This is a genomic window from Algibacter pectinivorans (assembly GCF_900112595.1).
In the GTDB taxonomy this organism is placed as follows: Bacteria; Bacteroidota; Bacteroidia; order Flavobacteriales; family Flavobacteriaceae; genus Algibacter_B; species Algibacter_B pectinivorans.
Window position 1 is genome coordinate 20,351 of the sequence record NZ_FOMI01000004.1, and the last position, 24,022, is coordinate 44,372.

The following is a 24,022-nucleotide window of genomic DNA, read 5'->3' on the forward strand; positions in this document are numbered from 1 at the left end:
TTTAATTAATATAAGATCGCTTTTTGTTAAATAAGAAGGTAAAGGCGTATAGAGAAAATGAAAAAAACAAAACACATATTTATATTATTCTAATTAAGGTTAGAAGTCTATTAAAAATATTTATTTTCTTATAAATACAAGAGGACTATTTTATGCTGCAATATTTGAGATAGCGCATTAGTTAGCTAAGTTTTATATTAAAGTTTATAAGCTTTAGAGTAATGATTCATAATAAAAGGGTAGAAAATTATAGAGTTGCTAAGCTTGATTTTAAATAGTAAACTAAAATTTTGTAACTGTTTTATTAATTTGTACATCAGTTATGTTGTAATAATAAGATTACTTGAGTAAAGTGTGATTTTTTACATTAGTTAAAAAAGATTAGTTATAAATAGTTATTTTTACCAAACCGAAAATTTTAAGATTTAGATATAAACAAATGGTAACGTTACATTTTATAATGGGCTTAGGTTATGCAGCTTTAGTTTGGGTAAAAGGTAACTTTGTTTAAATAGATGTTATTACTAATACACATTTTGGTGTTACTTAGTACTATGAAAATTAAAAGGTTAAAATAAAATAGATAAGGTGGAGAGGTGGTTTTACAGCTAATTTAATTTTAAGCCTCTAACACTTTATACTTATAAACGCTATAAGAGACACAAAAAAATAAAAGATAATAACTATGAAAAACCCATTTAATAATTTAATTTGTTTGGCTGTCTTAATTATCACTTTAAGTTGTTCTAACTCTTCAGACGATTCGCCAACATCTGAACCAATAAAGATTCCTGAAGCAATTATGGCATCTTTCGATTATACTATATCGCCAACAGATGCTTACGTACTTATATTAAATAATACAACTACTTACCCTTTACCATATACTGGAACTTGGGATTTTGGCAATGGTACTAAAGCGATTACCGATATAACTGGAGTAAAAGAGGTACGATATAGTACCGCAGGGAGTTATACCATAAGTCTTACCGTATCTAGTGATGATACAACAAATACTGCTACTAAAGAAATTATTGTAAACGATGGTGGTATCTGTCTTAATGCTGTTTGTAATGATCTAAATACTACAGGTTTAAAAGATGCAGCTAAAACATTTTCGGTGGGTACAATAACAAGATCATCTTATATCTCGGCAGGGGGTAGACATACTGAAATTTTAAAGGAAGAGTTTAATAATTTAACCTCAGAATACGAAATGAAAATGAATGTTATGTATCCTTCTCAGGGTAACTATAATTTTTCTGCAGGCGATGCTATTGTAAATTTTGCTCAAGTTAATGGAATGAACGTACATGGGCATGCTTTAATTTGGCATAATGCCACACCAAGTTGGGTAGAGAATTTTTCTGGTACCAATGCCGAATTTGAAAGCATGATAGAAGATTATATTACAACAACTTTAAAGCATTATAAAGGAAAAGTACGCTCCTGGGATGTAGTAAACGAAGCTCTTGAAGATGGCTCTGGCCACCCCTTAAGAAACTCAATTTTTAGACAAAAAATGGGTGACAATTATGTTAAAAAATGTTTTCAGTTTGCCAGAAATGCAGATCCAGATGTTATGCTATTTTACAATGACTATAATATGGCCTCTAGTGCAACAAAGCGCAAGGCCATGTTCAATTTAGTAGACGAATTAGGAGATTTAATTGATGGTATAGGTGCACAAATGCATATTTCTTATAATAGACCTTCTACATCTAGCATTCAAGCTGTTGCAGATGGAACAGTATCGAGAGGGTTAAAATTACATTTCGCCGAATTAGATATTAGAACAAACCCAGAAAAAGATGCAAACGTTTCTGAGCTTTCTGCAACCAAAGCAAGCGCACAAAAAGATAAGTTTAAAGAGGTTGTTAAAATTTATAATGCCATTCCTTTAGATAACAAATTTGCATTAACTACATGGGGTGTAAGAGATAATGAATCTTGGTTGTTAGATTTTTGGGGTGTTCCAGATTGGCCACTTATGTTTGATGAGAACTATAATAAAAAGGCTGCCTACGAAGGGTTTTTAGAAGGTTTAGAGTAATAGAAAAAACAGACTTTGCTTTATTAAGAAATCTATAAGTTTTTAGTGAGTTTTATGACTTTATTTTCAAATAATCTTTTAAAGTAAAAGTAGTCCATGGTTGTAAAATAGTAACTAAGATAAGGCTATTAGAGTAATAATTTAAGTAAATTTTGCTTAGGTGTATTAAACAATCTATACTTTTTTACAGATTGCTTTGTGTGTTAATACTTATAATTTATTTATTTTTTAAATCTAATACAGCATGATACGCTTTTTTTTGTTTTAAATTTCTATCAAATAATAAAGGATGATTTGTTCTTCCTTTAATTGGCCAATTATTTAGCCAAGTTTGTTCGTCATTAAGACCCCAAAAAGTTACTCTTTCAATTTTATCTTTGTGTTTCAAGAATAATTTAAAAATATCCTTATACCGATTAGCTAATTTAGTTTGCGCTGCATCTGTAAGCTCAATAGGGTACGGATTCATTTTAGGATCGTGTTCAAACTGTGTAAAATTTTGTTCTACTGCAGCACCATCTAGATCCCATGGGTTTGGTAACATGGTAATGTCTAACTCTGTGAAACTAACCTTAAGACCTAATGCAGCATAAGTAAGAATACTGCTTTCTATATCTTCTAGCGTTGGATACTCTAAACTCCAATGGGCTTGCATGCCAACACCATCTATTTTAATATCTTGTTCTTGTAGGTTTTTAATAAGTTTTACGGCCCCAGCTCTTTTTTTTGGTTTCCATAGATTATAATCATTGTAAATTAGTTTTGCATCGGGGTCTGCTTTAGCTGCTAGTTTAAAGGCATGTGTTATATAACTTTCTCCCATAAGCTTATAGAAATTAGAGTTTCTAAAGTCGCCATCTTCATTTAAAGCTTCGTTTATGACATCCCAAGTGTGTATTCGGCCTTTATACCTTTTTACGATAGTATTTATATGAATCTCAATAGTTTCAGCCATAGTAATACTGTCTTTTATTGTTTCCACCCAAGAGGATAACTGACTATGCCAAACTAATGTGTGTCCTACAATGTGCATATTATATTTTTCTCCTAGTGCTACATAGGTATCAGAAACATCAAAAAAGAAAGTGTTTTTTTGTGGATGAATTTGCTCCCATTTCATTGCGTTCTCTGGGGTTATTGAACTAAACTCCTTTTCAAGAAGTGTATTTGTTTTGTGGTTTATTTGATTAATTTGAGAATGACTAATAGCTGTCCCTATATAAAAATCGTGTTTAAAGGATTCTTTAAGAGAAATTGATGTGTTTGAGTCTATGTGTTTACAGCTAAAAACTAAAATAAACGTCGTTAATATTAAATATGATTTGTATAATTTACAGGTCATGGTTAATTGTTTTTTAAAGCTAATTTAGTGCAAAACTATTTTGAATAAAGATAGCTTTAGGCTTCTTAGTTTAATAAAATAAAATCAACTAATCTTAAAACAAATGTTGCATTATGGTATAAATTATTACTTGTTAAAAAGGCCTAAATTTTATTTGCTATAAACAGACTGGGCTATAATCTATAAAGTAATAACCTATTCGGTTATTGAAACTATTTTAAATTTATTTTTTATTGCCATATTTTAGTTTTTTATACTTTACCTTATGGAGATACGCTTTTTGAAAAAATTTAGAAAAGGAAGTTTAGCTTAATTTTATGTTAAAATTTAATAGTTTTCTTAAAATTTGTACTATATTTGGTTTATTATAATTGGTTAACCAATCTGGGTAACCAAACAACGTTAAATGAAAGTTACTTTAAACGGAACTATTTTTTAAGCTAATAAATCAAAATCTATATAATTGTCCTTTTCTTAGATTACTTTAATTATTTGTATGCAGATATATATTATTGATTAGTAATAGATACAGTTTAACTAAAAATAAACGCAAGTTTAAATAGTAACTTAATTGGGTAAAAGCTTTATAAAATACTTATATTATCAATAAACAGACGAGACTTTGTAAAAAAATTGGGGATAGCCTTAAGAGGAATTCTTGTGTTAGGGGTTTCAGCTAATGGGCTTAATTGGTGTAACGGAGCTCAAAGCCGCTATATATCTATTAGCAACTTCCATTTTTAGATTATAAGGCTACGATTTAAATGGCAGCATTAATGGGGCTTTTGGGTTTCGATTTAACGGTAATACAACAGGAAATGTATAGCCAAAGTATGTAAGCAAAGGTTTGCCATAGCTATAGTTAAATAAAGTTGGGTGAGTCGTAATGTAAAATGATAACGACAAGTGTAGAAGGCGTTAAAAATCCGATAGTCGTTAAAGTATTAACAACAGTTGTAAAATGTAGTATTAATTTTTACCGTACAAATTGGTTTGAATCAAACAAAAAAATGTTTAGAAACCCTATAGATATTTATAAAAACCAATTTAAGGCTTTAAACGACTTAAATAAAGAGTGCAATAGTGTGGATGCTATTAAAACCGTGCTAGTGTAAAAGTTGAAATACCTTTTAGGGAAGTAACAGCGATATTAGAATTAGCAAATTTAGATTTTTTGGATTACGGTACGATTTAAGAGGGGCAGAAAAGAAACATGACAAAATTAGTATTGATAAAAAGATTGTTTTTGGATGCCATGAAAAAAGACTTAAATACTGTTTTCAAAATAAGGAATGAGGTTTAGAAATCTAGTTGTTTCAATAAATATTAAATAAACTATAAATAAATAAGACTAATGAATTATAGCGTTAATTTTAAAAATACTATTTTAATCTACCTAAGTCTACTTCTTCTAAGTTTTGGTTGTAAACAATCAGTTAAAAAATCAAGTATAAAGGTAGATAATATTAAGGCTTTAAATGCAGCGATTAATCGTGCTAAGCCAGGAGATAAAATTATACTTGCAAATGGTGTATGGAAAGATGTAGAAATTAAATTTAGAGGCCAAGGTACAAAAGATAATCCTATTGTGTTAAGAGCTGAAACTGCAGGTAAAGTTTCTATTGAAGGGCAATCGTATTTAAAATTTGGAGGGCAATATTTAGTAGTGGAAGGCTTGCATTTTAAAAACGGTTATTCGCCATCAAGAGCAGTAGTTGAGTTTAAAATTAATGATGATGAGATTGCAAATAACTGTAAAATAACAAATTGCGTTATTGAAGATTTTAATAAATTAAAACGTGATGACAGCGATTTATGGGTTAATTTCTGGGGAAGATATAACGAGTTAAGTCATTGTTATATAGCGGGAAAAACCAATAGAGGACCAACCATACGAGTTAATCTAGAGGGTATTGAAAGTATAAATAACTACCATCAAATTATTAACAATCATTTTGGACCAAGACCAGTAAAAGGAGGCCCAAGTGGCGAAACTATTCAACTAGGAAACAGTTTTACATCTATGGCACCAAGTTATACTATGGTTGCAAATAACTTGTTTGAAGAGTGTAATGGCGAAGTTGAAGTAATATCAAGTAAGACTAACTTTAATGAGTTTAGAAACAACGTGTTTTATAAAAGTGAAGGCTCTTTAGTAACTAGACATGGAAATTATTGCACGATTGATGGTAATTATTTTATTGGCGATGGTGTAAATGAGAATTATGGTGGTATCCGAATAATAAATACGGGACATTGGGTAACTAATAATTATTTTTTCAACCTAAAAGGTACAAGTTTTAGAAGTCCGTTGGCAGTAATGAATGGAATACCAAAGTCGCCACAAAATAGATATAATCAAGTTACCGATGTGGTTGTTGCTTACAATACTTATGTAAATTGTAGTGCGCCTTGGCAGTTTGGTGTGGGAACAAATATAGCTCAAGCCGATGTGCTGCCAAAATCTGAAATTCGTTCTGCAAGAGCAGTTAGAACCAATGTGGCTAATAATGTTATTTATAATGAAACGGGTCTAGAGGCTATTGTTATTGAAAACGATAAGGCCGACGGTGTTACCTTTAAAAATAATGTTGTAGATAATAAAGGAGTGGCGTTTAATGATTTTAACGGCGGTATTGTAGAGGCTTCATTAGGCTTAAAAAACATATCTAATAATATCAAAATCCCAACAGGTGTGCCAACCGATATTGAACCATATAAAGGATTCGATTTTAATACTATAGAAACAGATTTATTTGGTAAATCTAGAAAAAACAACAATTCTATTGGAGCTATTATTGGAGTAGATGTAGCTAATCCTAATATTCTTGATAAATCTAAATACGGTACAAACTGGTTTTCAAATGAAGTAAAACCAAGAGATCCTGTTTCTCATGTTGTTACTCAGGCTAGCTCAATTCAAGCTAAAATAGATGCCGCTAATAATGGCGATATTATTGTTCTAAATCCTGGTGTTTATAAGGTAGAAAAGCCGTTAGTTATTAATAAAACAATAACCATTCAATCTAATAAAGAAGACAAAGCCCAAGTGGTATATAATGGAGCTGCAGATTCTCCTTTATTCTCGCTAAACCCAAAAGGGAAGTTAACCGTTAATAATTTAAACTTAAAAGGAAATCAAGCTAATTATGCCTTTGCAAGTTTAAAAGAAAACATGTCTAATCATTTTGGATTAACGGTTTCAAATACCGAAATAAGTGATTTTAACTACGTACTTAAAGTTTATAAAGAATCCTTTTCAGAACGTATTACTTTTAATAATACTAATATTTCAGACTGTTTAAATGGCCTTGAGCTATCTGGTGAAACAAATGCAAAAGGAGATTATAATACCGAGTATTTAACTATCGATACTTGTAAATTTAATAATGTAAAGGCCAACGTGGTTGATTATTTTAGAGGGGGTTATGATGAGTCTACCATTGGAGGAAATCTTATAGTTTCAAATTCAACTTTTACAAATTGCGGGGCTAAGGAGGACAACAGAATTCTATTAAACCACCACGGAATAGTAAATGTAAATATAACAGGTAATACCTTTAAAAATAATCCGGTGGCATTTGTTTCTGTGTTGTGGGGCGCAAAAAATAATGTACAGTCTAATAACACCCTAAGTAACTCTGGACAAATTAAGGTTCAAGAAAACTTAGAAATGAAATTGATGTACTAATTTGTATATCGTTTTAAGTTTTAAAATCGAGAATAATTTTTAATATAAAAGTCTTTTAACGCCTATTTTTATGGGCGTTTTTAAGTTTATTTATGTTAATTTTTACATTTTATGGCTTTTTTTTTTGTTAAAGAAGGAAATACTTATATATTTGGTATACCAATTTGGTTAACCAAATTGGTTTCGTTTTAAGTTTTAGTGTTGTTTTATTTAAAATACATGAGTTAATACAACATTTTATAAAATAAATTAAAATTAATCTAGTAGAGACAGGATTTTTAAAAGTTAATCTTTGTGTTTTATTTGAGTTAGTCCCTGGTAAACAATATTTTTTGTTTCCTGTCTCCATAAAAATAATTTGGCTACACCTTTGTTTAAGGTTAGCCTTTTAATTAAATCGTTAGTGGCGTTAAACAAAATAAAGCTATTCATGTAAAGCGGGATTGAATAGTTTGTTTGATGCTGCTAATAATTCAATTTTTAAACTAATAAACTCTTGTATTTAGGAGCTAAATTTTAAACTAAACTATGGCATTAATTAGAACCTTATTACTTAGTGTATTGCTTATTTCGTTGTTTTCGTGTAATGATACCAACGAAAATATTCCTGACGAAAGCGAGCATGAAGGTCACCCAAAATTAATTCTTACCAAAAAAGGTGTTAAAGAGATTAGGGCACAATTAGGAAATATTCCAATTTTTGATAATACGCTAAAAGAGGTTAAAGAAGACATTGATGCCGAAATTAAATTAGGAATAGACACTCCAATTCCAAAAGATTATTCGGGTGGGTATACACACGATCGCCATAAGCGTAATATGGTAGTGATGCAAAAAGCTGGTGTATTGTATCAAATTCTAGACAACGAAAAATATGCTAAGTATGTAAAAGATATGCTAATGCAATATGAAGACATGTACAAAACATTACCTGTACATCCTAAAACAAGATCGTACGCTAGAGGTAAGTTATTTTGGCAATGTTTAAACGATTCTAATTGGTTAGTTTATGTTAGTCAAGCATACGATTGTATTTATAATTATCTTACTGAAGAAGAAAGAAATAAACTAGAAACTAACTTGTTTAAGCCCTTTGCAGATTATATTTCTATAGAGAATCCACAGTTTTATAATAGAGTTCACAACCATAGCACCTGGGGAAATGCAGCCGTTGGAATGATTGGGTTGGTTATGGACGACGATGAGCTGATTGAACGTGCCCTTTATGGTATTAAAGATTTAGAAATGGATAAAACCGCTAAAGATGACGATGGCGGATATATTAATAAAGATGGAAAAGCTGGCTTTTTAGCAAATATTGAAGAGCCTTTTTCGCCAGATGGTTATTACAACGAAGGGCCGTATTACCAAAGGTATGCCATGTACCCTTTTTTAATTTTTGCTGAAGGTTTACATAACGTAAGGCCAGATGTTAAAATTTTCGAATATAAAGATGGCGTACTTTTAAAATCTATAAATGCCTTATTAAACTTGTCTGATGCCGATGGGGATTTCTTTCCGCTTAACGATGGCCAAAAAGGCATGTCGTATTACACTAGTGCTTTGGTAACCGCCGTAGATATATCATATCATTTTGGAGGTCAGGATCCAGGGCTATTAAGCATAGCCAAACTACAAAATAAAGTCTTGTTAGATGATTCTGGTTTAGCAGTAGCTTTAGGAATAAAAGAAGGTTTAGAAAAACCGTTTGAGAAGAAGTCTATTAATCTAACCGATGGTCCTAACGGTACACAAGGCGGAGTTGGTATTTTACGTAACCAAGGTATAGAGGTTGTGTTTAAATATGCGGCACAAGGTTCTAGTCATGGGCATTACGATAAATTATCGTATTCCTTATACGAAAGAGGAGATGAGGTTATTCAAGATTACGGTTTAGCACGTTTTGTAAATATTGAACAGAAAGGCGGCGGAAATTATTTAAAAGAAAATAAAACTTGGGCAAAACAAACCATAGCTCATAATACGGTTACACAAAACGAAACCTCTCATTTTAATGCTAAGTTTGAAATAGGCAGTAAATACCATCCAGAGTTACATTATTTTTCATCAGAAAATGAAACGGTACAAGTAGCAAGTGCTATTGATACTCATGCGTATCTAGGAACCGAAATGCTTCGTACAATGGCTGTTATTAAGGATGAAGATTTTGAGAAGCCTTATGTGTTAGATATCATGAGGGTGACTTCTAATAAAGCAAATCAATACGATTTTCCATATTATTTTTTAGGTCAAGTATTGCAAACTAATTTTGAACACAAAACTCCAGAAACTTTAAAACCGTTAGGGACTAAAAACGGATATCAACATTTATTTTTAGAAGGTAGTGCTAAAGCGCAAAGCGATAATAGTAAACTGTCTTGGTTAAATAAAGGTAAGTTTTATACCCTAACTACGGTTACTAGTAATGCCGATAATTTATTATTTACACGAATAGGTGCAAACGATCCGGAGTTTAACTTAAGGCGAGAAGCTGCTTTACTTTTAAGACGTAAAAACGTAAAGAATACAACGTTTGTTTCTACCATTGAAGCGCATGGTGGTTATAGCCCAGTAACAGAATCGGCAGTAAACTCAAATAGTAGTATTGCCCATTTAAAAGTAGTTCTAGATAACGCAGATTATACGGCAATTGTTATTACCAACGTAGACGGTGTTTCTAAATTATTTATTACTGCCAATACTAAACAAGGTAAGGGTACCAAACATAAATTAACTATCAATAATGAGAGCTATGAGTGGTCTGGTTCTTATTATTTCAAATAAATCAACTTAAATTAATCAATATGAAAAGATCTAGTGAAAAATATGTCATTACAAAAGACATGGAATGGGAAGAGTTAGGAGGCGGAGTATCAAGAAAGTTTTTAGGATACGATAACCAAATCATGATGGTAAGAGTGAAATTTGTAAAAGGAGCATTTGGTTCTCCACATCAGCATTTTCATACGCAAGCTACTTTTTGTGCTTCGGGTAAATTTGAATTTGAAATTGATGGTGTAAAGAAAATTGTAGAGGCAGGAGATGGTATTTATATTGAACCTAATTTATTGCATAGTGCACTTTGTTTAGAAGAAGGCGAGTTAATAGATACATTTAGCCCAGTAAGAGAAGATTTTTTAACGGGTGGAGAGGTGTCTTATTTTGGTGATAAATCATAAAAAAAAGAGCTATTATATAGCTATTTTAAGTATTTAATTAAAGTCTCCAAATACAATTCCAGTTGTATTAATAACGAATATAACCGGTAGTTGGTGCGACTAAAATTGTCTGTGTTTGTATAGTTAACAAAAAGTTTATAGAAGAAAAGTGTTAAAGATATTTTTATTTTTTGCTAGTTCTAAAATTTAACTTATATTTGGATAACCAATCTGGTTAACCAAAATGATTTAACCAGTAGCTTTTATAGAATCTATTGAGAAACGTTACCAATATATTGTAAACTATCTTTTAAAACTATTTATTAAACAAGGCATTAAAAATTGTTATAAAGTTTAATAAAATAGTTTCGTTACTAAGTTTTATATGTTAACTTTTTTTTATTTAGATAAGCGCACTAAATTTTAAGGTTATTTTTCAAATAACCCGAAAAGTTGCTCATTTTAATAGTAAAGTGTTGTAAACTAGAAGTAAATTTTAGATTTTATTAAACTTTAAATAAGATGTATGTTTGTTTTTTAATTTTTTATAACAAGGTCTATTAGCAATTAATAAATAAGAATTATGAAGATAGAGTCATTAACGTTAAGTGAAAATCAAATGGTACAGAATACCATTATCACTAAAATAAGGGATTTAATAAACTATAAAAATCTTGAACCAGGGGATAAGCTACCATCAGAAAGAATGTTATCTGATAAATTTGAAGTAAGTAGGAGTAACGTAAGAGATGCTATTCAAAAGTTAGAGTTTTTTGGTTTACTAAAATCCATCCCTCAAAGCGGAACCTTTGTAGCTAATATTGGAGTTATAGCCATGAATGGTATGATCGACGATATTTTGGGTTTAAAAGCACCAGATTTTAAAACACTAGTTGAAACAAGAATTTTATTAGAATTAAAAACCGTTAGGTTAGCCGCATTAAGGCGTACAGAAGAAGATTTAGAGGCTATTAAAGCTGCATTAGACGCTTACGAAGATAAGGTGCTACTAGGTAAAGAGGCCGTTCAAGAAGATCTGTTGTTTCATTTAGCTATAGCAAAGGCTTGTGGAAATAGTACCATGAACATGTTTATGTTAACTATTACACCTCAAATTATTATGAATTTTGAAAAATACCACGTGTGCGACAAAGGAAGGGCCATTGTGGGTATACAAGAGCATAAAGAAATTTATGACGCTATTAAAAAGCAAGATACTGTATTGGCAAAGCAAAAAATGAAAGATCATTTTAGCGTGTTGTATCAATATTGTTACAATATAACATAAGCTTATTTGCAGTAATTCTTATAACTAGAGGTTAACACCTTGGTAAATACCATAAATATGAAATTAAAAGGACTAAGATGGTGGGTGGTTGGACTTGTAGCTTTGGCTGCAATTATAAACTATATTGATAGGCAAGCTTTTGGAGCTTTATGGCCAGATATTGCTAATGATTTATTTCCTGAAATGAATAAAGATGAGCATAAAGCTATTTATGGTACAATATCAACAGTGTTTATACTTTCGTATGCAGGAGGTCAGGCTCTTTTTGGTAAAATTTTTGATTACATAGGTACTAGACTTGGTTTTGCACTTTCAATAGGTGTATGGTCTATTGCAACCATGCTTCATGCCTTTGCTCAAGGGTTGCTAAGTTTTTCAATTTTTAGATCTATTTTAGGAATAGCCGAAGCAGGAAACTGGCCAGGTGCTGCTAAGGCGAATGCAGAATGGTTTCCAACTAAGGAGCGTGCTCTTGCACAAGGTATTTTTAATTCAGGAGCTGCAATTGGAGGCATTGTAGCTTATCCAGTAATTGGGTTGTTATCTGTTTATTTTGACTGGAAAGCTATATTTATAGTTGTTGCTGTACTGGGATTCTTATGGCTTTTACCTTGGTTATTTGTGGTAAAATCACATCCAAAATCACACCCATGGCTTACAGAGGATGAAAGAAACTATATTCTTTCAGGACAAAGAAATCAAGATCTCGATGAAGATGGTAATTACAAGGAAGAATATGCTCCAGACACTGCCCAATTACTAAGGCATAAAGAGAGTTGGGGAGTTATTATAGCTTCTGCAGCAATAGATCCAATCTGGTGGCTTTTTATAGTTTGGATTCCAATCTATTTATCAGAGGTTTTTGGAATGGATGTTAAACAAATTGCATTCTCCGCATGGGTTCCTTATGTAGGAGCAATGATAGGTGCAATATTAGGCGGTTTATTTGCTAAAAATAGGCTGTCTGCAGGGTGGTCTGTAGATAAAACCCGAAAAATAACAATTACGTTAGGTTGCTTAATTATGGTTCCTTGTTTCTTTCTTTTAAAAGCGCCGACGTCTGCCATTAATGCAGTTATTATTATGGCGATTTTACTCTTTGGTTTTCAAGTAGCAATAGGTAATATTCAAACATTACCAAGTGATTTATTTAGTGGAGAAATTGTTGGTACATTATCTGGTTTGGCAGGTATGGCTGCTAAGTTAGGTGCAGCCGGACTTACTATATTGGTAACATTTATAACTGCAGGTGGGAATTATACACCAGCCTTTATAATAGGAGGTGTTTTAGCCGTAACAGCTCTCTTAGCTGTTTGGCTTTTATGCCCAAAAATTGAGCCATTAAAAATGAAATAAAATATAGAAAATAATTAATTACAAAATTAAAGAATAATATGAGTGATTCAAATGGAAAAGTAGCAGTTATAACAGGTGCTACAGGAGGTATAGGTTTTCAAGTAGCAAAAAGATTAGGTCAAGATGGATATACTGTAGTATTAAATGGTATTGATGATGAGTCTGGAGCTCAAAGAGTTAAAGAACTTTCTGCAGAAGGTATATCTTCAGAGTATTACGGTTTCGATGTAACTAAAGAAGATGAGGTTACAGAAAACATTACAAAGATTGGTGAAAAATATGGAAAAATTGATGCGCTTGTAAACAATGCAGGTGGTTTAGGAGGTCGTTCTAGATTTGAAGAAATGACTACTGAATTCTACAGATTCGTAATGGCTTTAAATTTAGATTCTACATTTTTTGCATCTAGAGCTGCGATCCCTTACCTTAAAAAAGGTGAAAATGCATCTATAATTAATTATACATCTATTGCAGGTTGGAATGCAGGTGGGCCTGGTGCTGGTATTTACGGAACTTCTAAAGCTGGAGTTCATGCTATTACAAGAGCTTTAGCTAAAGATTTAGCTGAATACGGAATTAGAGTAAATGCAGTATCTCCTGGTACTATTGATACGGATTTCCACAAGCAAATTAAATCTACTAAGCCAGAAGTATTTGCCTCTTGGAAAAACAATATCTTATTAGGTAGATTAGGTCAACCAGAAAACGTAGCTTCAGTGGTTTCTTTCTTAGTAAGCGACGATGCTTCATTCTTAACTGCCGAAACTATCCAAGTTGGTGGTGGACAAGGTTTAGGAATCTAATTTTAAGTTGTTCAAGTAAAGTATGAGAAATCATACTTTTAAACCAAGTATAAATAAAGCGCTATTGTAGAAATACAATAGCGCTTTATTATTTTATACTATTAGTGTATTTACCTGTACTTTTACCGTAACAGCATAGAATATACACAGGACTTTAACTTCGTTTTAATGCGTTTATTTAGCAACTAGATTGTGCCTTTAAGTAGGTTTAAGCTACTTATTTTATACACTTTTGTTAAAGACAAGACATAAAAAAACCACCATAAAGGTGGTTTTAAGAGTTTTTAAAAAACTACTATCTAATTAGTGAGTAGCTTTTAATTTATCAGCTTCTGCTTTTACTGCATCGGCAGCTTTATTAGCAGCATCGCTTGTTTTTGCTTTTGCATCATTTATAACTTCTCCAGCTTTTTCTCCAGCGTTGTCAATGGCATTTCCAGCAGCATCAACAGCAGAGTTTACAGCTTCACCAGTGGCTTCAGCAGCATTCTCAACAGCTTTGCCAGCTTCATTAGCAGCATCACCTGCAGCATCTACAGCAGAGTCAACAGCATTTCCAGTGGCATCAGCAGCATCTTCTACAGCATTACCTGCAGCATCAGCAGCATTTTCAATGGCATCTCCAATAGACTCCCCTTTTTTAGTGTCTCGACATGATGTGAAACTTAATGCTAACAATAGAATTGAACTTAATAATACTTTTTTCATCGGTTTTTGTTTTAGTGTTTTCTGTTATTAATTAGTTTTAAAATTTTACTTTTATAAAAGTAACCTTCTAGAACAACCTATATACGTAGATAATCTAGTATATGGATGACTGCCCCTTTATTCTTTTCAATAAAAGCTTTATTATAAGACCCTGCTTGTAACCTAAAGTCACGATCGGTAATTAATTTATTAAGGGTTTTATTAAAATTTAATTGGCTATCAATCTCAAACATACCACCATTATCAATTAAGGCTTGTGCTTCTAAAAACTTAGCATGATTATTTCCTATTAGTATTGGAGTGCCAAAGACAGCAGGCTCTAATGTGTTATGTAGTCCTGTGGTTCCTACAGCACCACCAACATAAGCAATATCTGCATAGCTGTAAATTTTAGAAAGAATACCTATGGTATCTATAATAAAAACTTCGAATTCGGCTAAATTATGCTTGTCTCTTTCAGAGAACAGAACCGTTTTAGCGTTAATTTTTTCTTGTAATTTTTTAATGCGATCGGGCTTAATATCGTGTGGGGCAATTATAAATTTTATATCTTTTGAAACTTGTGTATTTATAAATTCAGTAAAAAGAGCTTCACCTTCTGGCCAAGTGCTACCGGCAACAATACAAAGTTTGTTGTTTTTAAAAGTATCAATAAAATTTAAAGAGTTATCTAAGCTTAATTGACTGTAAACCCTATCATATCTAGTGTCTCCGCTAACCGTAACAGATGTGTAATTTATGGATTCTAATAGTACTTTCGAAGCCTCGTTTTGAGTAAATATATGTTCAAAAGCAAAAAGCGCTTGCTTTAATTGTTTGCCATAAAACTTAAAATAAGATTGCTCTTTCCTAAAGGCAGCCGAAATAAGTATAGCACGTAAGTGTCTGGATTTTAATTCATTTAAAAAATTGGGCCAAATATCATATTTTACAAAAATGGTAAGTTCTGGATCTATTAAATCTAAAAAGCGTTTAGCATTGGTTTTAGTATCCAGTGGTAAATAAATTACAACATTGGCAATTGGAGAATTTTTTCGAATTTCGTAACCTGATGGCGAGAAAAAACTCAAGATTATTTTGTGGTTTTTATAATGCTTTCGGAGCTCTAAAAAAACAGGGAGTCCTTGCTCATACTCTCCTAATGAAGCACAATGAAACCAAAGCGTTTTGTCGCCCTTTTGTATGCTGTTTTTTAAAATTTTAAACGTGTTTTCTCTACCAATAGCACCTTTTTTAAGCTTTGCATTAAACTGCGCTCCTAATTTTAGTACAACACCTGTAAGATGAATTCCAATGTTATATATTAAGTTCAATACTTTTCTTTTAATGCTAAAATACATTTCTTTAAAATAAATACATTGGTTAACGTCTATCAATTTTGTAATTTTGTCTGGAGCAAGCCCTAAAAAAGGAGGCGTAAAAATTAGTCTGTATTCTAGTTTTATAATGGAATAGGCTATAATTTTTTATACATGAAGAAAATTCAAATGGTTGATCTTAAGGGTCAATACGCAGGCATAAAAGATGCTGTTAACTCGTCTATTCAAGAAGTTATTGAAAATACCGCATTTGTAAACGGACCTGAAGTTCATAAGTTTCAAAAATCTTTAGAGGATTATTTAGGTGTTAAACATGTTATCCCTTGCGCTAATGGTACAGATGCTTTGCAAATTGCAATGATGGGCCTGGGTTTAGAGCAAGGCGATGAGGTTATTACTGCCGATTTTACTTTTGCAGCAACCGTAGAGGTTATTGCACTATTAAAATTAACGCCGGTTTTGGTTGATGTTAATGAAGATGATTTTAACATTAACATAGAAGCAATCAAAAAAGCCATTACGCCTAAAACAAAAGCTATTGTGCCTGTGCATTTATTTGGGCAGTGTGCAAATATGGAGGCAATCATGAAACTTGCTAAAGAACACAACCTGTTTGTAATCGAAGATAATGCCCAAGCTATTGGAGCAAATTATAAATACAGTGATGGCAAAAAGGTAAAGGCCGGAACCATTGGAAATGTTGGAGCTACATCCTTTTTCCCTTCTAAAAATTTAGGTTGTTATGGCGATGGTGGAGCCATTTTTACAAACGATGACGATTTAGCTCATACCATAAGAGGTATTGTAAACCATGGTATGTACGAACGCTACCATCATGATGTAGTTGGTGTAAATTCGCGTTTAGATAGTATACAAGCGGCTGTGTTAAACGCTAAATTACCACATTTAGATGCTTATAATAAAGCAAGACAAACGGCTGCAAGAAAATATAATGCCGCCTTTAAGGGTGTGGATAGTGTTATTACGCCTAAAACGGTAAATGAATGTGATGGTATTTGCGAGACATGCGATTGCCATGTTTTTCATCAATATACTTTAAGAGTTAAAGGTGTAGACAGAGATGCTTTAGTAAAGCATTTAAATGAAAATAATGTTCCTTGCGGCGTTTACTATCCAATTCCGTTACATAAGCAAAAGGCTTATTTGGATAACAGGTATGTGGAATCTCATTTCGAGGTAACAAATCAATTGGTAAAAGATGTTATTTCTTTACCAATGCATACAGAGTTAGATGACGAACAAATTGAATTTATAACAACAACCATAATAAAATTTATAAATGGATAAAATATTAGTTACCGGCGGATTAGGATTTATTGGCTCTCACACCGTAGTAGAATTGCAAAATGAAGGCTATGACGTTGTTATTATTGACGATTTATCAAACTCATCGGAAAAAGTATTAGATGGTATTACGGCAATTACCGGAAAAACGCCAATTTTTGAAAAGTTAGACTTAAAAGAAAAAGATAAAGTAGAACAGTTTTTTGCTAAACATAACGATATAAAAGGGGTTATCCATTTTGCAGCAAGTAAAGCTGTAGGAGAGAGTGTAAAAGAGCCTTTATTATACTACGAAAACAATATCTCAACTTTAGTATATATACTTAAGGAATTAAAAAAGTTGCCATCGGCAGGATTTATATTTAGTTCGTCTTGTACGGTTTACGGACAAGCAGATGAGTTGCCAATAACAGAAAATGCCCCAGTTAAGTTAGCTGAGTCGCCATACGGAAACACCAAGCAAATAGGTGAAGAAATAATTAGTGATACTTGTAAAGTAACACCAAATTTAAAAGCGATTGCCTTACGTTATTTTAATCCGGTTGGAGCACATGAGTCGGTTGAAATAGGAGAATTACCTATTGGTGTGCCACAAAATTTAGTGCCATTTATAACACAAACGGGTATAGGTTTACGCCAAGAATTATCTGTTTTTGGTGATGATTATCCTACGCCAGATGGTACATGTATTCGTGATTATATTCATGTAGTCGATTTAGCTAAAGCGCATGTTATTGCCTTAGGAAGGTTACTTCAAAATAAAAACAAATCAAACTACGAAACCTTTAACTTAGGAACAGGAAAAGGAAGTTCGGTTTTAGAGGTTGTAAAATCTTTTGAAAAAGTTTCGGGTAAAAAGTTAAATTATAAAATAGTAGGTAGAAGAGAAGGCGATATTATTTCTGCCTATGCTGATACAGAAAAAGCGAATAAAGAATTAGGTTGGAAAACTAAATTGTCTCTTGATGATGCTATGCGTTCTGCATGGAAATGGGAACAAAAAGTAAGAGGAGAGAATTAATTTTTTACAGATACCGTGTAAATAAAAAGGGTTGCAATTTTTTAATAGCAACCCTTTTTTTATGCTGTTGTTTTTTTCTTTTTAAAAGTCATAATAACCAGAATTATCATTCCGGTGGTAACCGATAAATCGGCGAGATTAAAAATGCCAGTCCTAAAAACGCCACCAAGATCTATATATAAGAAATCGGTAACTCTTCTATAAACAATTCTATCGTAAACATTAGCAATACCACCGCCAATAATACTTGCAAAAGCAAAAAGCGACCAATTGTCTAAGGATTTATCTAAGAATATATGGCGAAGTACAAAACCTAAAACAACTATTGGTAATATTAGTAATAATAGTACTCTAAGCGTGTCATTAAGTTCGCTACCCATACCAAGAAATGCGCCTGTGTTTTCTACATGCATTAAAATAAAGGCATCGCCAATAATAGGAATGCGTTCACCTGGGTTTACTTCGGTTCTTAAAGTTACGTTTTGCTTTACCATAACTTTCGATATTTGATCGGCAGCAATAGTTAAAACAATAACTAAAATAATATAGATAGAGCGTTTGGTTAGCTTCATTTAACTGTTAATTTCAAAAGTTGCAGAAGCCGTTTCAGAGGCTCTGTTAATCTTTTTTACTAAACCTTGTAAAACTTTTCCAGGACCAACTTCGGTAAACAATGTTGCACCATCGGCAATCATTTGTTGTACAGATTGCGTCCAACGTACAGGAGCCGTTAATTGCGAAATAAGGTTGGCTTTAATGGCTTCTTCATCAATTACAGCGTTTGCTGTTACGTTTTGGTAAATTGGGCAGTTAGGCTTGCTAAATGATGTGTTTTTAATAGCTGCAGCAAGTTCTTCGCGTGCTGGCTCCATTAATGGTGAATGGAAAGCACCACCTACAGGTAGTACTAATGCACGACGTGCACCTTCTTCTTTTAAGGCTTCGCAAGCTTTATTAATAGCTTCAACTTCTCCAGAGATTACTAATTGCCCCGGGCAGTTGTAATTTGCAGCCACGACAATACCTTCGGTAGTTGCACATATTTTTTCAACAATGTCATCATCAAGTCCTAAAACAGCAGCCATAGTACTTGGTTGTAATTCACATGCCTTTTGCATAGCTATAGCACGTTGTGAGACCAGTTTTAAGCCATCCTCAAAGGTTAAAGCGCCATTGGCTACTAAAGCAGAAAACTCGCCAAGAGAATGTCCTGCAACCATATCGGGTTTAAAATTTTCCCCTAATGTTTTTGCTAAAATTACAGAATGTAAAAATATAGCTGGTTGCGTTACTTTAGTCTCTTTTAAATCTTCGGCGGACCCTTCGAACATTATATCCGTTATTGGAAAACCAAGAATGTCGTTGGCTTGTTCAAATAACTCTTGTGCTAAAGGTGAATGCTCATAAAGGTCTAAACCCATTCCTGAGAATTGTGCACCTTGACCTGGAAATACGTATGCGTTCATAATTGGTTTGTTTTAAGTGTGCAAAAATAACAATTATTAACAATTATCAATGCTTTTAATAATTTTGGCAGGATTACTAGCAATAAGAACGTATGTAATATAAATTCTAGGTTGCGTTAGTGATTGAAACGGCATCCTTTTTTTTGCTGCCATAAATGGCAAAAAAAAGATATAGTGGAAAGCACGACCCTTTTCGGGGAACGCCCAAATTATAGATTGCCCGTTGCTGCTTCTGCACAGCGTTCGCCATCCATAGCTGCCGAAACTATGCCGCCTGCATAACCGCCGCCCTCGCCACATGGATAAAGGTTGGTGATTTGAGTATGCTCTAAATTTTCGTTTCTAGGAATGGAAACCGGCGATGAGGTACGAGATTCTACACCCACAATATTGGCCTCTTCGGTGTAATATCCGTTCATTTTTTTACCAAAAGCCTCAAAGCCTTTACGGAGTCTGCTGCCTATAAATTTAGGTAATAGAGAATGTAATGGTGCAGACTTTAGCCCAGGCTGGTACGAGGTGTCGTTTAAGGTTGTAGATAGTTTGCCTTCTACAAAATCCGTTAGTCGTTGTGCAGGTGCTACTTGACTTCGTCCGCCTGCAGTAAAGGCTAAACGCTCTAAGTTTTTTTGATATTCTAAGCCTTTTAAAACGCCAAATTGCTCGTATTTTGGCAAATCGGTATCTACATTAATTTCTACTACTATACCAGAGTTGGCATATAAGTTATTTCGTTTTGATGGCGACATACCATTTACCACAACTTCGCCATTAGCGGTTGCTGCAGGCACAATAAATCCACCAGGACACATGCAAAAGGAGTACACACCACGATCTTTAACTTGCTCCACTAAACCGTAAGATGCGGCTGGAAGTAACTCGTGACGATCGCCAGAGCAGTGGTATTGAATGGAATCGATAATATGTTGCGGATGCTCTACACGAACACCCATGGCAAAGGATTTTGCTTCTAGAGCAATGTTTTTTTTATGCAGTAAATAAAAAATGTCTCTAGCAGAATGCCCTGTAGCTAGTATTACTTTTTCAACATCCAATGTACTACCATTTTGAAGTTCAATGGCGTTTATTTTACTGCCTGTTATAACAAAATTGGTAACGCGAGTTTCAAAATGAATTTCGCCACCGTAATTTATTATGGTTTCGCGAATGTTTTGAACCACTTTTGGTAGTTTATTGGTGCCAATATGCGGATGTGCATCTACCAATATTTGATTGGTAGCTCCATGAAACACCAGGTTTTCGAATATACGACGTACATCGCCACGTTTTAAACTACGTGTATATAATTTTCCGTCGCTATATGTACCAGCACCACCTTCGCCAAAACAGTAGTTGGAATCTTCGTTTACAAAATGATCTTGGTTAATGGCTTTTAAATCGCGTCTGCGGTCTTGCACATTTTTACCACGTTCTAAAACTATGGGTTTGTACCCTAGCTCGATACAGCGCAAAGCAGCATACATACCAGCAGGACCAAAACCAATAATGTGGATGGGTTTTGCTTTTGATACGTCTTTATAATCAAATTGATACGCCGAGTTTTTTGGTAAAGCTTCCCGAATATAAACGGCAACTTTGTAATTAAGTATTATTTTAGGTTTGCGAGCATCAATAGACTTACGCAGTATTTTAACACCTGTAATATCTTGCCTATCAATCTCTAACTTAATCGCAGATTTTAATACGAGAATATTAGGCTGTTCTTCTTCCTTTAATGTAATACGAAGTTGTATTTCTTTTACCATTTGGCAAAATTACTGAAATTTGTAACAGGTGTATGTACTTTTTTTATTGGTTTAACCTAACACGTAAATACGCTTAATTAATTGTAAATAAAAATAACTAATTATTTTCTAGTATACGTTATAAACGAAAATTCGTGGGCATGTGTTTCATCCTTAGTATGAAACGTATTGGCCGTTTCTTTCCAAACATTAGTGTCAATTTCCGGAAAATAGGTGTCTGCATCGAAATTTTCATGTACACGAGTAAGTTCTATTTTATCGGCAATAGCCATGGCTTGCTTGTATATTTGTCCGCCACCAATAATATAAGGGTTGCTATCTTTTCTTGCGGCATCAATAGCATCTTCTAAACTATGTACCACAATAACACCTGCGTGCGCACTGTAATCTTCTTGACGCGTAATAACAACATGCGTTCTATTTGGTAGAGGTTTCGGGAAACTTTCAAAGGTTTTGCGCCCCATAATAATATGATGGCCATTGGTAAGCGCCTTAAAACGTTTTAAATCGTCACTTAAATGCCAAATTAATTTGTTGCCTAAACCAATAGCGTTGTTTTCGGCAGCAGCCACAATAATAGTTAACTCACTTCCTTTATTAATAGGTTTAGTAGTTTCCTCTTTAAATACTTCGCTTTTAGCTAATATAGTTTCCTCTTTAACTAAACCTGCTTTTAGTTTTTCAATGCGGTTTTGTTGTTTAGCAACTAATTTTTGTAATTGTGCTTTTTCCCAATCTTTACCCATAAATTTATTGGTAACAAAAACATTAAAAAGGTGGTAAACAAAAAGGAAGAGCCAAATTAATATGGCAAAAACAAACCAGTCGATTTCTAAAATCTTAAAATCCTTACCAATACCTAAAACGGTATTTGCGACAATTAAAAAAATGGCGCCAATTAAAAATATAACAAAATGCGCATATAAACCTTTTTTCTGTTTTATGCGTTTTTGAGCGTTTTCAATAAGCTCTAATTGGTCTTTGTCAATTTGTGGTATAGGTTTCTTTTTTCCGAACATATTTGTAAAATAAGGAGTGTAAAGTTAACCCTTTTTGGTAAAACTAAATAGAATAATAAAATACTTACTAAAAATAGATGAGTTATAATTTTTTTTGCTTTAAAACAAGTTGATAATCAGTATAAAAGCACTTTTTTTACTTGATAATACTATAAATTAAATGGTGGTTTTTTGTGTACTTTATTATTATTAAGAATACATTTTGTTAAATTGATAATTTTTTAAAAGTAAAGAGATTTAAATAGTTAGGTCTTTTAATTAGTTATTAGATTTGTGGCGTTATTAAATATTAGATTAATATATTAAAACATACAATTATGGCTATTAAAAAACAATTTTTAAAAAGCAAACCAGTTTGTAAAGTCACTTTTACTGTACCTGCAGAAGATGCAAAAAAGGTATCTGTAGTTGGGTCATTTAACGAATGGAATGCTAAAAAGGCACCACTTAAAAAATTAAAAAACGGCACTTTTAAAGGAACTGTTGATATTGAAGCTGGTAGCTCTCATGAGTTTAAATATATCGTTGATGGTGTTTACGTAAACGACGAAGCAGCCGATGCGTATGCATGGAACGATTTTGCAGGTGCAGAAAACGGGGTTATAAACCTATAATCACGCTAACATATAACACAAAAAGCACCTTGTTTAAGGTGCTTTTTGTGTTTTAGCTAATTTAAAATATGTTGTTGGGCGTTACCCTAAAAGGGTCGGGCTTTTCATTACAAGTCCTCGCACCTCCTGCGTCGGGCTGTGGGCTTTCCATTGCAATCCCTAACGCACTTGCCAATTAGGGCACATTTTTAATACAAAATTTCGGCAGTATTAAACAGCTACAGCGCCTTTAATATGCGGATGCGGATTGTAATCAACCAAAGTGAAATCTTCAAAATCAAAGTCGAAAATATCCTTAATTTCCGGATTTAATATCATTTTTGGCAACGGACGAATATCTCTAGAAAGTTGTAATTCTACCTGCTCAAAATGGTTGCTGTAAATATGTGCATCACCAAAGGTGTGTATAAATTCGCCAGCCTCATAACCACAAACTTGTGCCATCATCATGGTAAATAAAGCGTACGAAGCAATGTTAAAAGGTACGCCTAAAAATATATCGGCACTACGTTGGTATAATTGGCAAGACAGTTTTCCGTTAGCTACATAAAACTGAAAAAAGGCATGACAAGGCGGAAGCGCTGCTTTACCATTAGCCACATTTTCACTAAAGCTTTTAGAAGTGTCTGGTAAAACCGATGGATTCCAAGCAGAAACCAACATGCGTCTACTATTCGGGTTGTTTTTTAAGGCCTGTATAACCTCTTTAATTTGATCAATTTCATCGCCATTCCAATTACGCCATTGGTAACCGTAAACAGGTCCTAAATCGCCATTTTCATCGGCCCATTCATTCCAAATACGCACACCGTTTTCGGTAAGATATTTAGTGTTTGTATCGCCTTTTAAAAACCAAAGTAATTCGTAAACAATAGATTTTAAATGCAGTTTCTTGGTAGTAACCATAGGGAAACCTTCACTTAAATCGAATCGCATTTGGTAACCAAAAACACTTTTAGTTCCTGTACCTGTGCGATCTCCTTTTTCGTTACCGTTATCTAAAACGTGTTTTACTAAGTCGTGATATTGTTTCATAAATGCCCATCTTCCGTCTTCCCAAAGGGAAGACACTATTAAACCGTAAAAATATACGAAATCGAATAAAAAATTAAA

Annotated in this window: 19 protein-coding genes; 11 read left to right on the plus strand and 8 right to left on the minus strand. The window is 33.1% G+C overall.

The window, feature by feature from the left end; all coding sequences use genetic code 11:
* Positions 1–685 precede the first annotated feature (685 nt).
* Positions 686–2,053: an endo-1,4-beta-xylanase gene (locus BMY96_RS07290; RefSeq protein WP_092850956.1), complete on the plus strand. Its 1,368-nt coding sequence runs from the start codon at positions 686–688 to the stop codon at positions 2,051–2,053.
* Positions 2,054–2,270: 217 nt separating this feature from the next.
* Here the strand turns inward: BMY96_RS07290 and BMY96_RS07295 are convergent, their stop codons facing one another.
* A complete protein-coding gene (locus tag BMY96_RS07295; protein ID WP_092850957.1) occupies positions 2,271–3,395 on the minus strand; it encodes an endo-1,4-beta-xylanase in 1,125 nt (374 codons plus the stop codon).
* Between the two features lie 893 nt (positions 3,396–4,288).
* Between BMY96_RS07295 and BMY96_RS16070 the strand changes: the two genes are divergently transcribed.
* The 7 genes from BMY96_RS16070 to BMY96_RS07330 all read left to right on the plus strand — a co-directional run bounded on the left by BMY96_RS16070 (position 4,289) and on the right by BMY96_RS07330 (position 13,691).
* On the plus strand, positions 4,289–4,510 hold the full coding sequence (locus tag BMY96_RS16070; protein WP_092850959.1) for a hypothetical protein: 222 nt from the start codon (positions 4,289–4,291) through the stop codon (positions 4,508–4,510).
* A 239-nt stretch (positions 4,511–4,749) separates the two neighbouring features.
* Positions 4,750–7,086 carry a chondroitinase-B domain-containing protein gene (locus BMY96_RS07305; protein WP_092850960.1) on the plus strand — a complete coding sequence of 779 codons (2,337 nt, stop codon included), beginning with the start codon at positions 4,750–4,752 and terminating at the stop codon, positions 7,084–7,086.
* Between the two features lie 528 nt (positions 7,087–7,614).
* Positions 7,615–9,870, plus strand: a complete 2,256-nt coding sequence (locus tag BMY96_RS07310; RefSeq protein WP_092850961.1) for an alginate lyase family protein — start codon at positions 7,615–7,617, stop codon at positions 9,868–9,870.
* Positions 9,871–9,890: 20 nt separating this feature from the next.
* Entirely contained in the window at positions 9,891–10,265 is a 375-nt protein-coding gene (locus tag BMY96_RS07315) for a cupin domain-containing protein (protein ID WP_092850962.1), read from the plus strand.
* A gap of 562 nt (positions 10,266–10,827) precedes the next feature.
* The gene (locus BMY96_RS07320) at positions 10,828–11,532 is read left to right on the plus strand and encodes a FadR/GntR family transcriptional regulator (RefSeq protein ID WP_092850963.1); all 705 of its coding nucleotides are present in this window, start codon (positions 10,828–10,830) and stop codon (positions 11,530–11,532) included.
* A 57-nt stretch (positions 11,533–11,589) separates the two neighbouring features.
* Positions 11,590–12,888, plus strand: coding sequence for an MFS transporter (locus BMY96_RS07325; protein ID WP_092851296.1), 1,299 nt, complete (start codon positions 11,590–11,592; stop codon positions 12,886–12,888).
* Between the two features lie 38 nt (positions 12,889–12,926).
* Positions 12,927–13,691 (plus strand): SDR family NAD(P)-dependent oxidoreductase, encoded by a 765-nt coding sequence (locus tag BMY96_RS07330; RefSeq protein ID WP_092850965.1) that lies wholly within the window; start codon positions 12,927–12,929, stop codon positions 13,689–13,691.
* 303 nt (positions 13,692–13,994) lie between these two features.
* On the opposite strand, the gene BMY96_RS07335 is transcribed toward BMY96_RS07330, so the two are convergent.
* Together BMY96_RS07335 and BMY96_RS07340 are read right to left on the minus strand one after the other, a co-directional pair.
* Positions 13,995–14,399 carry a hypothetical protein gene (locus tag BMY96_RS07335; RefSeq protein ID WP_092850966.1) on the minus strand — a complete coding sequence of 135 codons (405 nt, stop codon included), beginning with the start codon at positions 14,397–14,399 and terminating at the stop codon, positions 13,995–13,997.
* A gap of 77 nt (positions 14,400–14,476) precedes the next feature.
* Positions 14,477–15,712, minus strand: a complete 1,236-nt coding sequence (locus BMY96_RS07340; protein WP_092851297.1) for a 3-deoxy-D-manno-octulosonic acid transferase — start codon at positions 15,710–15,712, stop codon at positions 14,477–14,479.
* A gap of 159 nt (positions 15,713–15,871) precedes the next feature.
* Here BMY96_RS07340 and BMY96_RS07345 point away from each other — a divergent pair, with 159 nt between their 5' ends.
* Together BMY96_RS07345 and galE are read left to right on the plus strand one after the other, a co-directional pair.
* Complete coding sequence (locus BMY96_RS07345) at positions 15,872–17,026, plus strand: DegT/DnrJ/EryC1/StrS family aminotransferase (RefSeq protein ID WP_092850967.1); 1,155 nt, start codon at positions 15,872–15,874, stop codon at positions 17,024–17,026.
* Positions 17,019–18,044, plus strand: a complete 1,026-nt coding sequence (gene galE, locus BMY96_RS07350; RefSeq protein ID WP_092850969.1) for a UDP-glucose 4-epimerase GalE — start codon at positions 17,019–17,021, stop codon at positions 18,042–18,044. The genes BMY96_RS07345 and galE overlap by 8 nt, the downstream gene beginning before the upstream one ends.
* Positions 18,045–18,103: 59 nt before the next feature.
* Here galE and lspA read toward each other — a convergent pair whose 3' ends face one another.
* From lspA to BMY96_RS07370, 4 genes are all read right to left on the minus strand, one after another.
* Positions 18,104–18,616 (minus strand): signal peptidase II, encoded by a 513-nt coding sequence (gene lspA / locus BMY96_RS07355; protein WP_092850972.1) that lies wholly within the window; start codon positions 18,614–18,616, stop codon positions 18,104–18,106.
* Positions 18,617–19,510, minus strand: coding sequence for an ACP S-malonyltransferase (fabD, locus tag BMY96_RS07360; RefSeq protein WP_092850974.1), 894 nt, complete (start codon positions 19,508–19,510; stop codon positions 18,617–18,619).
* A gap of 209 nt (positions 19,511–19,719) precedes the next feature.
* On the minus strand, positions 19,720–21,276 hold the full coding sequence (locus BMY96_RS07365; protein ID WP_092850975.1) for an NAD(P)/FAD-dependent oxidoreductase: 1,557 nt from the start codon (positions 21,274–21,276) through the stop codon (positions 19,720–19,722).
* Positions 21,277–21,377: 101 nt separating this feature from the next.
* Positions 21,378–22,295, minus strand: coding sequence for a dihydrofolate reductase (locus tag BMY96_RS07370; RefSeq protein ID WP_092850976.1), 918 nt, complete (start codon positions 22,293–22,295; stop codon positions 21,378–21,380).
* A 317-nt stretch (positions 22,296–22,612) separates the two neighbouring features.
* Between BMY96_RS07370 and BMY96_RS07375 the strand changes: the two genes are divergently transcribed.
* Positions 22,613–22,909: an isoamylase early set domain-containing protein gene (locus tag BMY96_RS07375; protein WP_092850977.1), complete on the plus strand. Its 297-nt coding sequence runs from the start codon at positions 22,613–22,615 to the stop codon at positions 22,907–22,909.
* Between the two features lie 210 nt (positions 22,910–23,119).
* On the opposite strand, the gene BMY96_RS07380 is transcribed toward BMY96_RS07375, so the two are convergent.
* Positions 23,120–23,944 carry a thymidylate synthase gene (locus BMY96_RS07380; protein WP_092850979.1) on the minus strand — a complete coding sequence of 275 codons (825 nt, stop codon included), beginning with the start codon at positions 23,942–23,944 and terminating at the stop codon, positions 23,120–23,122.
* Positions 23,945–24,022 lie beyond the last annotated feature (78 nt).

Excerpts from the sequence above, each read along its gene's own strand:
- BMY96_RS07365 (WP_092850975.1), bottom strand. The coding sequence starts at position 21,276 with ATGGTAAAAGAAATACAACTTCGTATTACATTAAAGGAAGAAGAACAG.
- BMY96_RS07330 (WP_092850965.1), top strand. The coding sequence starts at position 12,927 with ATGAGTGATTCAAATGGAAAAGTAGCAGTTATAACAGGTGCTACAGGA.
- galE (WP_092850969.1), top strand. The coding sequence starts at position 17,019 with ATGGATAAAATATTAGTTACCGGCGGATTAGGATTTATTGGCTCTCAC.
- BMY96_RS07310 (WP_092850961.1), top strand. The coding sequence starts at position 7,615 with ATGGCATTAATTAGAACCTTATTACTTAGTGTATTGCTTATTTCGTTG.
- BMY96_RS07380 (WP_092850979.1), bottom strand. The coding sequence starts at position 23,944 with ATGAAACAATATCACGACTTAGTAAAACACGTTTTAGATAACGGTAAC.
- BMY96_RS07320 (WP_092850963.1), top strand. The coding sequence starts at position 10,828 with ATGAAGATAGAGTCATTAACGTTAAGTGAAAATCAAATGGTACAGAAT.
- BMY96_RS07375 (WP_092850977.1), top strand. The coding sequence starts at position 22,613 with ATGGCTATTAAAAAACAATTTTTAAAAAGCAAACCAGTTTGTAAAGTC.
- BMY96_RS07315 (WP_092850962.1), top strand. The coding sequence starts at position 9,891 with ATGAAAAGATCTAGTGAAAAATATGTCATTACAAAAGACATGGAATGG.
- BMY96_RS07335 (WP_092850966.1), bottom strand. The coding sequence starts at position 14,399 with ATGAAAAAAGTATTATTAAGTTCAATTCTATTGTTAGCATTAAGTTTC.
- BMY96_RS07345 (WP_092850967.1), top strand. The coding sequence starts at position 15,872 with ATGAAGAAAATTCAAATGGTTGATCTTAAGGGTCAATACGCAGGCATA.
- BMY96_RS07305 (WP_092850960.1), top strand. The coding sequence starts at position 4,750 with ATGAATTATAGCGTTAATTTTAAAAATACTATTTTAATCTACCTAAGT.
- BMY96_RS16070 (WP_092850959.1), top strand. The coding sequence starts at position 4,289 with ATGATAACGACAAGTGTAGAAGGCGTTAAAAATCCGATAGTCGTTAAA.
- lspA (WP_092850972.1), bottom strand. The coding sequence starts at position 18,616 with ATGAAGCTAACCAAACGCTCTATCTATATTATTTTAGTTATTGTTTTA.
- fabD (WP_092850974.1), bottom strand. The coding sequence starts at position 19,510 with ATGAACGCATACGTATTTCCAGGTCAAGGTGCACAATTCTCAGGAATG.
- BMY96_RS07325 (WP_092851296.1), top strand. The coding sequence starts at position 11,590 with ATGAAATTAAAAGGACTAAGATGGTGGGTGGTTGGACTTGTAGCTTTG.
- BMY96_RS07370 (WP_092850976.1), bottom strand. The coding sequence starts at position 22,295 with ATGTTCGGAAAAAAGAAACCTATACCACAAATTGACAAAGACCAATTA.
- BMY96_RS07290 (WP_092850956.1), top strand. The coding sequence starts at position 686 with ATGAAAAACCCATTTAATAATTTAATTTGTTTGGCTGTCTTAATTATC.
- BMY96_RS07295 (WP_092850957.1), bottom strand. The coding sequence starts at position 3,395 with ATGACCTGTAAATTATACAAATCATATTTAATATTAACGACGTTTATT.